Here is a 13,906-nt window from a genome sequence, read left to right on the forward strand (position 1 = left end):
CAACCGCGTCCTGATGCCTCCATTCTACTACCCTTGGCAACCCCCTCTCGATTGTGCAAAACCTCAGGACTAACATATTTGCGGAAGACTCTGAGGAGCTGAATACGCATCCACGTCTGGCTAATCTCACTAATTCGTAGTAGCAGCTCTTGCGATGAAGTGGATTGTTTGAGAAGTTGTCCAAATAGTTCAATGACTGGACTATAGAGATTGCGTGCTTCTTACCCCCTCACAACTGCCCGGTCTCACCCCAATGCGCCAATTGCGCCCGGTAGGCTGGGTCGGCGTAGCGGGCCGGGTGGAAGGCGGCGGCGTAAGCGGGTAGCGGCGCGCCGGTCATGTGCGCTGCGAGGAGTTCGGCAGCGGCGGCGGCGGCCATGATCCCGTAGCCGGCTAGCGCCCCAATCACGAAGGCCCCTTCGATCGGCAGCGGCCCGATCAGGGGCCGGTTTTCCGGAGTGCAGGTGTAGTAACCGCCGTCAAGGTAGGCCCGCGGCAGCCGGTCGCGGTAGGCGCGCAAGCCGGGCAGCATTGTTGCCATGCCACGCAGCGCGATCTCGAAGAAGCTGTCGTCGAGCGGTATGGGGAAGCGCGCCGCGCGCAGAGCCGGATCGTGCGGGTGGTAGTCCCAGAGCACCAGCACCTGCTGGCTGTTGCCTTCGCCTTCGGGCCGGCAATGCACCCCCGCCGGCAGCGGGCCGGCCAGCCACGCCGTCGCCGGATCGGCCAGCAGTTCGTCCCGTTCGTCTGCGCTCCAGTCGAGTTGCACTGGGTCGGCCCAGATCAGCAGCGGCGCGGTGCGCGGCACAACTCCCAATGGGTCAGCGAAGGCGGCTTTGAGGTGGAGCTGATTATGCACCGGCAGTTCGATGCCAAGCAGTTTACCAACGGCAACTAAATGCGGGCCGGCGGCGTTCACGAAGCGCGGGGTGGCGATCTGCTGGGTGCCTCCGGCAGTGGCGATGGTGACGCCGTTAACCCGTCCGCCGGTCTGTGCCACCGCCGTCACCTGCCCGCGCACGAGCGTCACCCCGGCGGCGCGCGCCTCTTCCAGCAACATCGTCCCGAGTTGTTGCGCGCTCAGCCAGCCGCAACGCCGGGTATGCAACACGGCCACCGTGGCCGGATGGAGGGCGGGGAAATGCCGCCGGATCAGCTCAGGATCGAGCAGCACATCAGCGCCATCCGGTGCGGCACGCCAGTCGTGCCCGCTCGTGGGTTGGTAATCGGTATCGGCGCGATCGTGGATGCGGAATGGGCCAGCTCCGTGGCGCGCTGCCTGCTCGGCTTGCGCTTGCCACTGCGCGACTCGCCGCTCATCGGCTGTTGCGTAGAGGTAGCCGCGCCGGTTGAGCCGGATGCGGTTCGCGCTCGCGAGCGCCCATTCCTCGAGCCGGTCAATGCTGCGGTTCATCAACGCCACCATCGCCGCATCCGGCCACCAGTTGCGGTAACATTCGGTCGATTTATCACTGGTCAGCGCTAGCGGATCACCGGCTTCGACCAGCGCCACATCGCACCAGCCATTCACAACCGCCAACTGATGGGCCAACGCAACCCCGGCAATCCCCGCCCCACAGATGACAACGGTGGCTGTAGCCGTCATATTCCCCTCACGATGATAACGCCACGCTAGCAAGATCCTGAGGCTATTGTAGCCGATTGTATCAATTTGTGTCCCAACTCCCTACTGCCCAATCCCCACTCCCTCGTTTGACGCACCTCTTGTTTGTTGGTATGATCGCTCTAAAGGGGTGAAATTGCCGGTTTCCTTCCCCCTTGTTTGTCTCAGGAGTTCCCTATGCCCGGTGATGACAAAACCGAATCGCGCAAAGTTGATCACATTCGGATTGTGCTAAACGAAGATGTCGCTGCCAAGGGTGTCGTCACCGGTTTCGCCGCCTACCGCTTGCCCCACCGTGCGCTGCCCGAACTCGATCTCAACGAGGTTGACACGCGCACCACCTTTCTCGGCAAGCCGATCGCTGCGCCGCTGCTGATCAGCTCAATGACTGGCGGCACCTCTAGCGCCGAGAAGATCAACCTTGCGCTGGCCGAAGCCGCCGAGCATCTCGGTCTACCGATGGGGGTCGGCTCGCAACGAGCCGCGGTCATGGATCCGCGTCTTGCCAGCACCTATCAGGTGCGCCGGGTTGCGCCACGCATCCCGCTGCTGGCTAATGTCGGCGCCGTGCAGCTCAACTACGGCTTTACCGTCGATCATTGCCGCCGCGTGGTCGAAATGATCGAGGCTGACGCGCTGATTTTGCACCTTAATCCGCTGCAAGAAGCGGTGCAGCCGGAAGGTGACGTCAATTTCAAAGGGTTGCTGGCCAAGATCGAAGAGGTCTGCCGCCGGCTGGAAGTGCCGGTGATCGTGAAGGAGGTCGGCAACGGGATCGGTGCTGCCGACGCGATCCGGCTCTACGAGGTTGGCGTGCGGATTATCGATGTAGCCGGCGCTGGCGGCACCAGTTGGAGCGAGGTGGAACGCTTCCGCCAACCCAACGATACTGGCCGCCGGGTGGCGGGTGCGTTCGCCGACTGGGGCTTGCCCACCACCGAGTGCGTGCGCGAGGTGCGTGCGGCCCTGCCCGATGTGACCTTGATCGCTTCAGGCGGGGTGCGCAGTGGTGTTGACGTCGCCAAGGCGGTTGCGTTAGGGGCCGATCTGGCCGGCACCGCTCGCCCGGCCCTGTTCGATGCGATCAACGAGCGCGGCGCTGAAGCGGTGGTCGAAGGTCTGAGCGCATTTATTCGCGAGCTGCGGGTCGCAATGTTCTGTAGCGGCTGTGCCAATCTGCGCGCTCTGCGCGATTTGCGCCTCGGTGCGCGGGTGTAGCCCGCTTCTGCGTATGTACGTCCATCATCTGGCTTTGCGCGATTTCCGCAACTACCGGCGGCAGGATTTGGCCTTGCCGCCGGCGACGATTCTCTTGTACGGCCCCAACGCTGCCGGCAAGACCAGCCTGCTCGAAGCGATCTTTTATCTCGCTACGACTCGTTCGCCCCGGCTCAGCAGCGATCGCGAATTGGTGCGGTGGGATGCGGTTGGCGAAGCAGGGACGCCGCCGTTTGCCCGTATTGCCGCCGAGGTGGAACGCCGGATCGGGCCGGTGCGGCTGGAGGTGCTGGTGCAGCGCCGCACTGATGATGAGGGCCAGCCGGTCAATGGCGCGCAGAAGTTGGTGCGGATCGATAAGCGCCTGGCGCGGGCGCTTGATCTGATTGGCCAGTTGCGGGTGGTGCTGTTTACTCCCGCCGATCTGACGCTGGTTGACGGCCCGCCCGCCGAACGGCGGCGCTATCTTGACATAACTCTCTCACAACTCGATCCACACTATGTGCGCACCTTGGCCCACTATCAAAAGATTCTGCTCCAGCGCAACAGCTTGCTGCGCGCATGGCGCGAACAACGCCGGCTGCCGCGCAATGTCGATGCCGAATTAGCCTTTTGGGATCAGGAACTGGCCGCTGCCGGCGGCTATCTGTCGGCCGAGCGGTTGCGGGCCGTGGTTGAATTGGGAGCCTTGGTCGGCCCGCTCTACCGCGCGATCAGCGGCGGCGAACACGAGGTGCAAATCGAATATGAAGCGAGTTGCGATCTGGGGGAGGCGCGTGATGCTGGCGGCTTGGCCGAGCGACTGCGGCGCGCGTTCACAGCTCAGCGCGCCGATGAGATTGCTCGCGGCCAGACCCTCTGCGGCCCGCACCGCGACGATCTGATCTTCCGCGTCGCCGGGATCGATCTGGGCCGGTATGGATCGCGCGGCCAGCAACGCTCGATCGCGCTGGCGCTCAAGATCGGCGAGGCCGAGTTGATGCGCCAGCGTGGCGGCGATGCGCCGGTGTTGCTGCTCGATGATGTGTTGAGCGAACTCGATGCCCAACGCCGCGCGCATCTCCTCGACATCATCCAGCGTCCCGGCCAGCAGACCCTGCTCACCGCCACCGATCTGAGCGATTTCAGTGCCGATTTTCTTGCTGCCGCCCGCCGCTTTCGCATCGAAGACGGTCAGGTCTTTGCCGGCTGAAGCCTCCCGTAGGCGCGGGTGAGCTGGCGCAATTGGCGGGCTAACTCCTCGCTCAAGGCCTCTGCCGGGCAGCGCCATGCCCAATTGCCGCCTAACCGGCCGGGAGTATTCATGCGCGCCTCTGAGCCGAGCCGCAAGACATCTTGCAGCGGCGTAATCGCATAGTTAGCGACCGACACCAACCCCAGCCGCATCAGATCCCACGCAATATCCACCGTCTGCTCATCGCGGCCAAGGTAGGTCAGCACGGCGGCGCGAGTGTTGGCATCGAGCGTCGTAAACCAACCCACACTGGTATCGTTATCGTGGGTACCAGTATAGACGACATAATTCGCGGTGTAGTTATGCGGCAGATACGGGTTGGTCGCGTCGTCGCCGAATGCAAACTGCAAGACCTTCATGCCGGGCAGGTCAAAGGCGAGCCGCAGCGCGTCAACTTCCGGCGTAATCAGGCCAAGGTCTTCGGCAATGATCGGTAGATCACCCAATTCAGCCTGTAAGGTCTTGAACAAATCAGCCCCCGGCCCCGGCGCCCAGCGGCCTTCGATCGCCGTCGGCGCGCTGGCCGGCACCTCCCAGTAGGCTTCAAAGCCACGAAAATGGTCGAGGCGCAGCACGTCATACAGCGTGAAGGCCTGCCGCATCCGCGCCACCCACCAGCGATACCCGGTTGCAGCCATCTTCTCCCATCGGTAGAGCGGATTGCCCCAGCGTTGGCCGGTGGCGCTGAAATAATCCGGCGGCACGCCGGCCACCACCGTTGGCATCCCATTGGCATCGAGGAAAAAGAGGTCGCGGTTGGCCCACACATCGGCGCTATCGTCGGCGACGAAGATTGGCGCGTCGCCGATAATCAGCACCCCGCGCTGATTGGCATACTCCTTCAGCGCCTGCCATTGGCGGAAGAAGAGAAACTGCACGTATTGGTGATACTCAATCACGCCAGCCAGTTCGCGGTGGGCCCACTCTAGCGCCACGGGCCGCCGGTCACGCAGTTCGGGTCGCCAGTTATGCCAGCTCCCGCCGCCCTGCGCCTCTTTGATCGCCATAAACAAAGCGTAATCGGCTAGCCATTCGGCATTCGCGGCGCAAAAGGCGGTATATGCTTGGTGAAAGTGGGTTCCGTTCCTGCTGCGGAACCGCTCGAAGCTGCTGCGCAGCAACGCTTGCTTGGCCGGGATCAGCGCGCCGAAATCCACCCGATCGCCCGGCAAGCCGCCGAGCGCCGCGTGCGCTTCGGCTGAGGTCAGTAAACCGTGGTCAATCAGATCATCGATGTTAATCAGCAGTGGATTACCGGCAAAGGCCGAAAAGCACTGATAGGGCGAATCACCGTAACCGGTCGGGCCGAGCGGCAACACCTGCCAGAGGGTTTGACCCGCTGCCGCCAAAAAATCGACAAACCGGTACGCCATCGGTCCCAGATCGCCGATGCCCCATGGGCCGGGGAGCGATGAGGGATGGAGCAAAATGCCGCTTGCACGTGGCAGTTGCATAACGGTACCCCAATACCTGAAGAACGAACTAGCCGGTATTGTAGCATACCGTTGCAGATGCAATCAATATCACCTGCTGCGCGGCACGGGCGTGATCATCTCAGGACAGGTGCGGTTTGGTTCGCCGGTTGTTATCACGCGGAAAAAGCCGATTGTGCGCCGTCCGCTATCAACGCCATCAAAGGCGATCACCCAAGTGCCGGGAATCGCATCGGCTGGCGTGAGGTAACAGTAGGTCTCGGTGAAGCCGCCACTCGCCAGCTCGACCCGCTCAGCAACCAGTACCCTACTGCCATCAGCTCGAAACACGGTGACGCTGACCCAGCGGTCGTGGCTGTAGCCGCTGCCGCGCGCAGCAAGCGCGCTCCCGGCGGTGAGGGTTGCCGGATGGACCATCACCCCTATGTTACGCGGCAACAGCGGCGGATTGGCGCGATTACTCGTCACATCACGGCCTAATGGCGCCACAATGATTTGTCTGGTCACACCGTCGATCTGCAAGCGGGCGCGCTCGAACCACTGGGTAAGGTAGCGGTTCGTGCTGCCATCAGCCGCCGGCTCCCGCTTCGTCTCACTGATCGGCAACCCGAAGAGCGCAATCCGCTCGGCATCAGTGTATCCACGTTCGTTGTCGAGGTTGAGGCCATTGCTTTCCCAAAAGGTACGAAACTCGCCGCAGAGGCTCAAACCGGTCTCAGCAAAGAGCCGGCAATCCGGTGGTACGGTCGTTGGCGGTTTAGCTGGCAGAGTAGGAGCGCGGCCAAGCTGGGTGAGCCGTTCCCTGCCGGTCATTTGGAGTGTGATGTTGGCTGGATCGGTGTTGCCCAACGGCTGCTGCATAATGACGCGCTCGAAGGGTTGGGCTAACACAGCGACGCCATCAACTGCCTCGATCCGCGCCGGCCCGATCGGGTAGCCAAAGATGCGCGCGGCATTGCCGCTCTGCCCGCTGATCGCATGGCGATCGTTGCGCTGCCAAAAATCGGCAAAGTGCGCATCGACACACTCCGCAACGTCCTCGAAACATATTGGGCTGGCTGCATGCATAGGCGTTGATGGGAAAAGAAAGATGCACAGCAGGACCGCACGAATCAGCAAACGGCTATTCATAAGCGGCCCTTTCTTGGTGAAGGCGAACAGATACCGCTAGTATATCACAGTCCTGACAGTTCGCCCAAAGATGACCTGCTGGCGCTTCCTTTCCCCCACTCCCTGCGCAATTGACAGCCACGCCTATCTCGGCTATACTCGCCTTGTAATCGGGCGCTCCAGATAGCGTCCTGATCGGCAATGCAGCCGGCAGGGATCCCTCCCCGTCTGAGGTGCGAATCTGCGCAAAACCGTCTCGGCGCAGCGATGACCGCCGTTGTCATTAGTTGCGCCGCTTCGTTGTTATGGTGCAAGGTTTGCAGATTCTACAAGGAGTTGACCGATGAGAAACCGTTCTGTCCCTTGGCTGGTGTTGGTCCTCACGCTGATCAGCCTGATCCTGACGGCATGCGGCACGCAGCCGGTTGCTCAGCCGACCGCGGTTCCCACTGCTGAACCAACTGCCGCTCCGGCAGCTCCGGCTGAAGAGTTTGTCTTCGGCATGGTGCTGGTCGGGCCGATCAATGACGGCGGCTGGAATCAGGCCCACTACGAAGGCGCCCAGTATGTGGTCGAGAAGGTGCCCGGCGTCAAGTTCATCTACATCGACAAGGTCAATCCGGCTGATCGTCCGAATGTCAAGGTCGAGCAGGCAATCGAAGAACTGATCGGGCAAGGGGCGAAGTTGATCATCACCAACTCGGCTGAGTTCGCCGATGGCACCAACATCGCGGCGGCGGCACACTCTGATGTGTTCTTTATCCATGCCTCCGGCGATAAGGCGCTGACCGGCGAAGCGCCGCCGAACCTGCGCAATCTGATGGGCCGGATGGAGTACGGTAAGATGATTGCCGGTTGCGCGGCGGCCCTGACCACTGAAGCCGGCAAGCTGGCATACCTCGGCCCGCTGATCGACCCCGAAACCCGCCGCTTGGTCAACTCGACCTACCTCGGTGCGCGCTATTGCTGGGAAACCTACCGTGGCCGCCCGGCCAGCGAGCTGGCGTTTAAGGTGACGTGGATCGGTTTCTGGTTCAACATCCCCGGCGTGACCCTCGACCCCACCAAGGTGGCGAACGACTTCATTAATGAGGGTTACGATGTGATCCTCTCTGGCATTGATACCACTGAGGGGATTGTCGAGGCGAATAAGGCGACTCAAGCCGGCAAGCGGGTGTTTGCCGTTCCGTACGATTTTGCCGGCGCCTGTGCGCAAGGTGAGGCGGTGTGTCTCGGTGTGCCCTATTTTAACTGGGGGCCTGACTACAAGCGGCTGGTGGAGCTGGCCCGCGCCGGCAAGTGGGAATCGGCATGGGAGTGGACGGGGCCGAATTGGAGCAATATCAACGATCCTGATACCAGCATGATCGGGTTTGTTAAAGGCCCTGCCCTCAGTGCCGAGAATGCGGCCAAGCTCGACGAGTTTATCGCTAAGCTGGCTGACGGCAGCCTGAACCTGTTCACCGGCCCGCTGTTCTATCAGGACGGTACCGTGTTCGTGCCGGAAGGGCAGGTCGCCGACGACAAGACGATTTGGTATACCCAGCAGTTGTTGGCTGGCATCGAGGGCCAAAGCGCGCCGTAAAAACAAATAATAATTGGTAGAGACGGCCGGCCGGCCGTCTCTACCAATTATTTTGCCGAAATCATGCATATCGCGGTTGAAAACCTGACCAAACGGTTTGGCCCGGTTTGCGCAAATGACCGGTTGACGGTTTCTTTCGCCGCCGGCCAGATCCACGGCGTGCTGGGCGAAAATGGCGCTGGCAAGAGCACGCTGATGAAGCTGTTGTCCGGCTACATTCAGCCTGACGAAGGGCGGATCGTGTTTAACGATACTCCCCGCCGTCTGCGCGGGCCGGGTGATGCGCTGGCAGCCGGTGTGGGTATGGTGCAGCAAGAGCCGCTCGATATTCCGGCATTCACCGTGCTGGAAAATCTGCTCTGCGCGGCGCCGCCGGGGGTGTTTCGTTCGCGCCGCGCTGCGCAGACGGCGCTGCTTGAGCTAGCCGGACGGTTGGGGTTTCCGGTTGATCCAGCGGCGCGGCTCGACCAGTTGACGATTGGCCAGCGCCAACAAGTTGAGATTATGCGCTTGCTGTTGTGCGGTGCGCAGGTGTTGATTCTTGATGAGCCAACCACCGGCATTACAGCAGCGCAGGCGCGGGCCTTGTTTGCGGCATTACGCCAGATCGCCGCTGAAGGCCGCACCATGCTGTTTGTGTCGCATAAGCTGGAAGAGGTGGCCGACCTCTGCCATACCGTGACCGTTTTGCGTAACGGTCACGTCGTGCCTCCCGGCCAGTTGCCGATGCCGCAACCCCAAGAGTATCTGCTGTCGTTGATGTTTGGTGAGTCTGGCGCTGCACCGCCGATCTATCGCCCCTTGCCGGCCATTGATGCGCCGCCAGTCTGGGAATTGCGCCACGTCACGGCCCGCAGCGGCGCCTTGCACTTGGTCGATCTGAACCACTGCTTTGCCGCTGGGCGCATTATCGGTTTAGCCGGTCTCGATGGCAGCGGCCAGCAGGTCTTGTTGCGCCTGCTGGCCGGCCAGCAAACGCCTGATCGCGGGCAGGTGTTGGTGAATGGACGTGATTTGACCGGCGCCGGAGCGATTGCGTTTCGCCAAGCCGGGGTGGAATATCTGCCGGCTGACCGGTTGCACGATGGTATGATCGGCGCGTTGTCGTTGGCCGATCACTTTGCGTTACTCCAACACGATGGGTTGTTGGTTGATCGCCGCCGCGCCGAAGAGCTGGCCCGGCAGGCGATTGCCGAGTATCAGATCAAGGCAACACCGGTGACACCGATTGCCTCCCTCTCTGGCGGTAATCAGCAGCGGGCGATGCTTGCCCTCATTCCGTCCACTGCGCGCGGCATTCTGGCCGAGCAACCAACCCGCGGTCTTGATGTCGCCTCGGCCCGTGCGATTTGGAGCCGGTTGCAAGCGCGCCGTGATGATGGGTGTTGTATCATCTTCTCCTCGCCCGATCTCGATGAGATTATGGAATACAGCGACGAGGTGATCGTCTGTTTTGCCGGCCGGATCGGGCCGCCGATACCGCGCGCGCTGCTCTCGGCGAGTCGCTTGGCCGAGTTGATCGGCGGGGTTGGCTTTGATACGCTGGCTGATGTGGCGCGATAGCTGTGCGGTAAACAGTCATACATTGCTATGGACGTGACGAAATGCGGACAGATCGGTTGAAATTGGCGGCCAACTTCACCCGGCCCTTGCTAGCCTTGGTTGCTGCCTTTGCCCTCACCACGCTGGCCTTGCTCAGCACCGGCGTCTCGCCGTTAGAGGCGTATCGCCTCGTGTTGTTTGGCGCATTCAGCACGCCAGTGCGGCTGAGCGATATGATCATGCTGGCTGCGCCGCTGTTGTTGTGCGCGGTAGGGCTGAGCATCACCTTTGCCGGCGGCCTGTACAATCTCGGCGTCGAGGGGCAGATGATCGCCGGCGCGATTGCAGCGATGGCGCCGTTGCGCCTCTGGCCTGATTGGCCGCCGCTCCTGCTCTGGCTGCTGGCTGGCCTGAGCGGCGCCGCCGGTGGCGCGTTGTGGGCCTTGCTGATCGCCGCCTTGCGCCGGTATGCCAACGTCAGCGAGATCTTCGCCGGCTTGGGTATGAATTTTCTCGCCAGCGGGCTGGTGCTCTATTTGGTGCTGGGGCCATGGCGACGGCAAACCTCGGCCTCGCTATCGGGCACCGATCTGTTGCCGCGCGATCTCTGGCTGCCGACGATCGACCGGCTGCGCTTGGCGCCTGCTGCGCCAGTGCTTGCACTGCTTGCATTAGCGGTCGTTTGGTGGGCATTGACTAAAACGCGCTGGGGGTTAGAGGTGCGCGCGGTGGGCCTCAATCCGGCGGCTGCCGGGAGGTTGGGGGTGGCTGCTTTCCGCCGCATGGCCGAGACGTTGGCCGCTTGCGGCGCGTTGGCCGGCATCGCTGGGATGTTGCAGGTCGTGGCCGTGCATCACGCGCTGATCCCCAATATTTCGAGCGGGATTGGGTTGCTGGGGTTGTTGGTGGCGCTGTTGGCACGGGCTGATCCGCGCTGGCTGTTGCCGATTGCAGTCGCCTTCGCTTCCTTTACCGTCGGCAGCATTCAATTGCCGTTGACGTTAGGGATTGATAGCGCAATTGCCGGAGTCTTACAGGGTGCGCTGGTGCTGTTTGCGTTGGTTGCCCGCGCGCGGGTGCGTTAACCGTCACATCAGAGTGGGTTCGCTATGGATCAACTTTGGATCGATCTCGCCGCTGTGCTAGCCGCTGCCTCGCCACTGGTTATCGCCGCGATGGGCGAGACGCTCAGCGAGCGGGCCGGTGTGATTAACCTCTCGCTCGATGGAACGATGCTGTTAGCGGCGATGACCGGCTTTGCGGTGGCGTTGACCACCGGCAATCTGCTGTTGGGTTTTGCGGCGGCGGCGCTGGTCGGCGCTGCGGTTGCCGCGGTGCTCGGCCTCTTCAGTCTGACCCTCGGCCAGTCACAGACGGCGGTCGGCTTTGTGTTGGCGCTGCTCTGCACCGATCTCTCGTCGTTTCTCGGTATGCCGTTTGTGCGGGTGCCTGGCCCGGCGGTGCCCTTTACACCAATTCCCGCGCTGGCCGATATGCCAGTGTTGGGCACACTCTTTTTTCGTCACGACCCGGTGATCTACGCCAGTTTTCTGATCATTCCGGCCACAGCGTATCTGCTCTACGGCACCCGGCTTGGCTTGATCGTGCGCGCACTCGGCGAGCGGCCAGCGGCGGTGTATGCTCGTGGCGTGGATGTTACCCGCTGGCGTTATGCGCTATTGATCGCTGGCGGCGCCTTAGTGGGCATTGCCGGCGCGGCCTTTTCGCTCGATCTCAAGCAAGGATGGAGCTACCGCCATACCTTTGGTGCCGGCTGGATTGTGCTGGCGATCGTGATCTTTGGCGGCTGGCGACCGTGGCGGGTGGCGTTGGGATGCTACCTCTTCGCGGCGCTCGAGATTGTCGCCACCCGCTCGCAGAGCGCATTGCCGAACATCCCTACCCAAATCGTGCAGGTGGCTCCGTTTGTGTTGATGATCTTCGTGCTAGCTTTGGTCAATCTGGCCTCGTCACCGGCAGCAATGCGCCGGGTAGCGACCTTGCCGCAGCTATGGCAACGGCCCTTGCTCAGCGCGATCAACCGGCTGCGCGCCACTGCCCCCGCCGCCCTCGGCCAACCGTTTGAACGGCCATGATGGAGCCGCACGGCCGTGCGGTGCTACGATAATAACGATTTGAACGGCCATAATGGGAGCTGCACGGCCGTGCGGCGCTACATCATATTTATTTATCCGCCATATTGGTACAGCCGCACAGCCGTGCGGCACTACGATAACAACGACCGGTACAGCGCCACCGTCTGCTGGGCGATGGCATCCCAACTAAAGACCTGCTCGACCCGCCGCCGGCCGGCTTGGCCGAATCGTTCGCGCAACGCCGGATCGGCCAGCAACCGGTTGATTGCCGCCGCCAGCTCAGCCGAAAACGCCGCCGGATCGACTGGATCGAAGCTGCCCGGTTTGAGGTTGGGGTCAACCAGCAAGCCAGTCTCTTCCGGTACTACCACCTCTTTGATCCCGCCGACCGCTGAGGCGACCACTGCCGTCTCGCAGGCCATCGCTTCCAGATTGATAATCCCAAACGGCTCATACACGCTGGGGCAGCAGAAGACCGCGGCGTGCGAATAGAACTGGATCACGTCTTGGCGCGGCAACATCTCGCGGATCCAGATCACGCCGGGCCGCTGTGCGCTCACCGCCGCCACCCGCTCTTCCATCTCAATTCCAATCTCTTCGGTGTCGGGTGCGCCGGCGCAGAGCACCACCTGCGCCGCCGGATCGATCTGCGGGATGGCGTTGACCAGATGGATGATCCCCTTTTGGCGCGTAATCCGCCCCACAAACAGCACGAACGGGCGACTTGGATCAACCCCGTACCGTTCGAGCGCAGCGGTCGCGCTCGTTTTGCGGTACTCATACAGATCGATCCCGTTGTAGATGACATGCACGCGGGCCGGATCGACATTAAACAGCCGCAGAATATCATTCCGCGTCTCTTGCGAGACCGCCACCACCGCGTTAGCCTGCTCGATTGCGGTGCGCTCGATCCACGAACTGAGGTGGTAGGCGTTGCCCAATTGCTCAACCTTCCACGGGCGCAGCGGTTCGAGCGAGTGAATCGTCAACACATACGGAATGCCCCATAGCTTACTGGCGAAAAGACCGGCCAGATCGGTATACCACGTGTGGCAATGCACCACGCTGGCATCGAGATTGTCTTTCGCCATCGCCAGCGAGCGGGCCACCGCATCAACCGCGCTGGTGAAACGCGGGTCGGTGTTCTGGCGCGACTCTTCCCAGCGCGGATAGCCACGCACGGTCAGATTCGGATCATCAACCCGCTGATCGCCGAAACAGCGCACCTCAACCGGCACAATCCGCGCAAGGGCTTGGCTCAGATATTCGACATGAACTCCGGCCCCGCCGTAGATGTACGGCGGGTATTCGTTGGTAAAGATCGCCACGCGGCGCAGTTCAGGCATAGCGAGCCTCTTGAACTAGTGCAAAGGTGAACCAATGCCTTCAGTATACATCCTTTTGCCGAGAGCGAATCAGGCGAGATCGCGTATAATGCGCCGAAAAGAAGGGAAGATGATGATCGAACTGTTCATTCGCGGGGTGCTGTTTGGGTTGGCGATCGCGGCGCCGGTCGGCCCCATCGGTCTGCTGTGTATTAGACAGACGATAACCGATGGCCGGATCGCCGGCTTTATCAGCGGGTTGGGTGCGGCAACGGCTGATGCGCTCTATGGTTCGATCGCGGCGTTGGGCTTGCAGGCGCTCAGTCTGTGGCTGCTTGGCATCAGCCCGATCTTGCGTATCGTGGGTGGCGTGGCGTTGCTCTGGATCGGTCTGACCACGATGCGGGCGCAACCGCAGCCGATTGTCGCCCAACCCGAACCGACCAAACGGGGACTGCTCGGCGCGTATGTCTCTACCCTCTTCTTGACCCTCACCAACCCGGCGACGATCCTGATCTTTACCGTGATTTTCGCCGGTCTTGGGCTGAGCGCCGGCGGCTGGGCCGGCTTGGCTTTGGTGGCCGGGGTTGCGCTTGGCTCGGCATTGTGGTGGACGATTCTGAGCGGCGGGGTGGGGTTTGTGCGTGGGCGTGTCACGCCGCCGATGTTGCGGGTGATCAATGTGGTGTCGGGAATCATTATTGGCGGGTTTGGGGTAGCGGCGTTGGTGGTTGGATAA

Annotated in this window: 11 protein-coding genes; 7 read left to right on the top strand and 4 right to left on the bottom strand. The window is 61.9% G+C overall.

The genetic code is table 11. From position 1 onward, the window contains the following. Nucleotides 1-229: 229 nt before the first annotated feature. Nucleotides 230-1,606 carry an FAD-dependent oxidoreductase gene (locus U9R81_RS08580; protein WP_322495069.1) on the bottom strand — a complete coding sequence of 459 codons (1,377 nt, stop codon included), beginning with the start codon at nt 1,604-1,606 and terminating at the stop codon, nt 230-232. Nucleotides 1,607-1,801: 195 nt separating this feature from the next. Here U9R81_RS08580 and fni point away from each other — a divergent pair, with 195 nt between their 5' ends. After that, nucleotides 1,802-2,842 carry a type 2 isopentenyl-diphosphate Delta-isomerase gene (gene fni / locus U9R81_RS08585; RefSeq protein ID WP_322495070.1) on the top strand — a complete coding sequence of 347 codons (1,041 nt, stop codon included), beginning with the start codon at nt 1,802-1,804 and terminating at the stop codon, nt 2,840-2,842. Between the two features lie 13 nt (nt 2,843-2,855). Continuing rightward, nucleotides 2,856-4,034 carry a DNA replication/repair protein RecF gene (gene recF, locus U9R81_RS08590; RefSeq protein ID WP_322495071.1) on the top strand — a complete coding sequence of 393 codons (1,179 nt, stop codon included), beginning with the start codon at nt 2,856-2,858 and terminating at the stop codon, nt 4,032-4,034. Here recF and malQ read toward each other — a convergent pair. Further along, nucleotides 4,016-5,530 (bottom strand): 4-alpha-glucanotransferase, encoded by a 1,515-nt coding sequence (gene malQ, locus U9R81_RS08595; protein WP_322495072.1) that lies wholly within the window; start codon nt 5,528-5,530, stop codon nt 4,016-4,018. The genes recF and malQ overlap by 19 nt on opposite strands. A gap of 69 nt (nt 5,531-5,599) precedes the next feature. Continuing rightward, a complete protein-coding gene (locus U9R81_RS08600) occupies nt 5,600-6,577 on the bottom strand; it encodes a hypothetical protein (RefSeq protein WP_322495073.1) in 978 nt (325 codons plus the stop codon). A 385-nt stretch (nt 6,578-6,962) separates the two neighbouring features. Here U9R81_RS08600 and U9R81_RS08605 point away from each other — a divergent pair, with 385 nt between their 5' ends. The 4 genes from U9R81_RS08605 (at nt 6,963) to U9R81_RS08620 (ending at nt 11,842) form a co-directional block, all read left to right on the top strand. After that, the gene (locus U9R81_RS08605; RefSeq protein ID WP_322495074.1) at nt 6,963-8,204 is read left to right on the top strand and encodes a BMP family lipoprotein; all 1,242 of its coding nucleotides are present in this window, start codon (nt 6,963-6,965) and stop codon (nt 8,202-8,204) included. 63 nt (nt 8,205-8,267) lie between these two features. Then, nucleotides 8,268-9,767, top strand: a complete 1,500-nt coding sequence (locus U9R81_RS08610) for an ABC transporter ATP-binding protein (RefSeq protein WP_322495075.1) — start codon at nt 8,268-8,270, stop codon at nt 9,765-9,767. 41 nt (nt 9,768-9,808) lie between these two features. Continuing rightward, entirely contained in the window at nt 9,809-10,831 is a 1,023-nt protein-coding gene (locus U9R81_RS08615; protein WP_322495076.1) for an ABC transporter permease subunit, read from the top strand. Between the two features lie 24 nt (nt 10,832-10,855). Then, nucleotides 10,856-11,842 (top strand): ABC transporter permease, encoded by a 987-nt coding sequence (locus U9R81_RS08620; protein ID WP_322495077.1) that lies wholly within the window; start codon nt 10,856-10,858, stop codon nt 11,840-11,842. Between the two features lie 131 nt (nt 11,843-11,973). Here the strand turns inward: U9R81_RS08620 and glgA are convergent, their stop codons facing one another. Further along, on the bottom strand, nt 11,974-13,188 hold the full coding sequence (glgA, locus tag U9R81_RS08625) for a glycogen synthase (RefSeq protein ID WP_322495078.1): 1,215 nt from the start codon (nt 13,186-13,188) through the stop codon (nt 11,974-11,976). 112 nt (nt 13,189-13,300) lie between these two features. Here glgA and U9R81_RS08630 point away from each other — a divergent pair, with 112 nt between their 5' ends. Then, nucleotides 13,301-13,906: a LysE/ArgO family amino acid transporter gene (locus U9R81_RS08630; RefSeq protein ID WP_416180948.1), complete on the top strand. Its 606-nt coding sequence runs from the start codon at nt 13,301-13,303 to the stop codon at nt 13,904-13,906.

The sequence above is a fragment of the Chloroflexus sp. genome (assembly GCF_034435895.1).
GTDB lineage: Bacteria > Chloroflexota > Chloroflexia > Chloroflexales > Chloroflexaceae > Chloroflexus.

What these genes read in the sequence shown, in the direction of transcription:
- malQ (WP_322495072.1), bottom strand. Translation starts at nt 5,530, where the DNA reads ATGCAACTGCCACGTGCAAGCGGCATTTTGCTCCATCCCTCATCGCTC.
- U9R81_RS08615 (WP_322495076.1), top strand. Translation starts at nt 9,809, where the DNA reads ATGCGGACAGATCGGTTGAAATTGGCGGCCAACTTCACCCGGCCCTTG.
- U9R81_RS08580 (WP_322495069.1), bottom strand. Translation starts at nt 1,606, where the DNA reads ATGACGGCTACAGCCACCGTTGTCATCTGTGGGGCGGGGATTGCCGGG.
- U9R81_RS08600 (WP_322495073.1), bottom strand. Translation starts at nt 6,577, where the DNA reads ATGCATGCAGCCAGCCCAATATGTTTCGAGGACGTTGCGGAGTGTGTC.
- fni (WP_322495070.1), top strand. Translation starts at nt 1,802, where the DNA reads ATGCCCGGTGATGACAAAACCGAATCGCGCAAAGTTGATCACATTCGG.
- U9R81_RS08605 (WP_322495074.1), top strand. Translation starts at nt 6,963, where the DNA reads ATGAGAAACCGTTCTGTCCCTTGGCTGGTGTTGGTCCTCACGCTGATC.
- glgA (WP_322495078.1), bottom strand. Translation starts at nt 13,188, where the DNA reads ATGCCTGAACTGCGCCGCGTGGCGATCTTTACCAACGAATACCCGCCG.
- U9R81_RS08610 (WP_322495075.1), top strand. Translation starts at nt 8,268, where the DNA reads ATGCATATCGCGGTTGAAAACCTGACCAAACGGTTTGGCCCGGTTTGC.
- U9R81_RS08630 (WP_416180948.1), top strand. Translation starts at nt 13,301, where the DNA reads ATGATCGAACTGTTCATTCGCGGGGTGCTGTTTGGGTTGGCGATCGCG.
- U9R81_RS08620 (WP_322495077.1), top strand. Translation starts at nt 10,856, where the DNA reads ATGGATCAACTTTGGATCGATCTCGCCGCTGTGCTAGCCGCTGCCTCG.
- recF (WP_322495071.1), top strand. Translation starts at nt 2,856, where the DNA reads ATGTACGTCCATCATCTGGCTTTGCGCGATTTCCGCAACTACCGGCGG.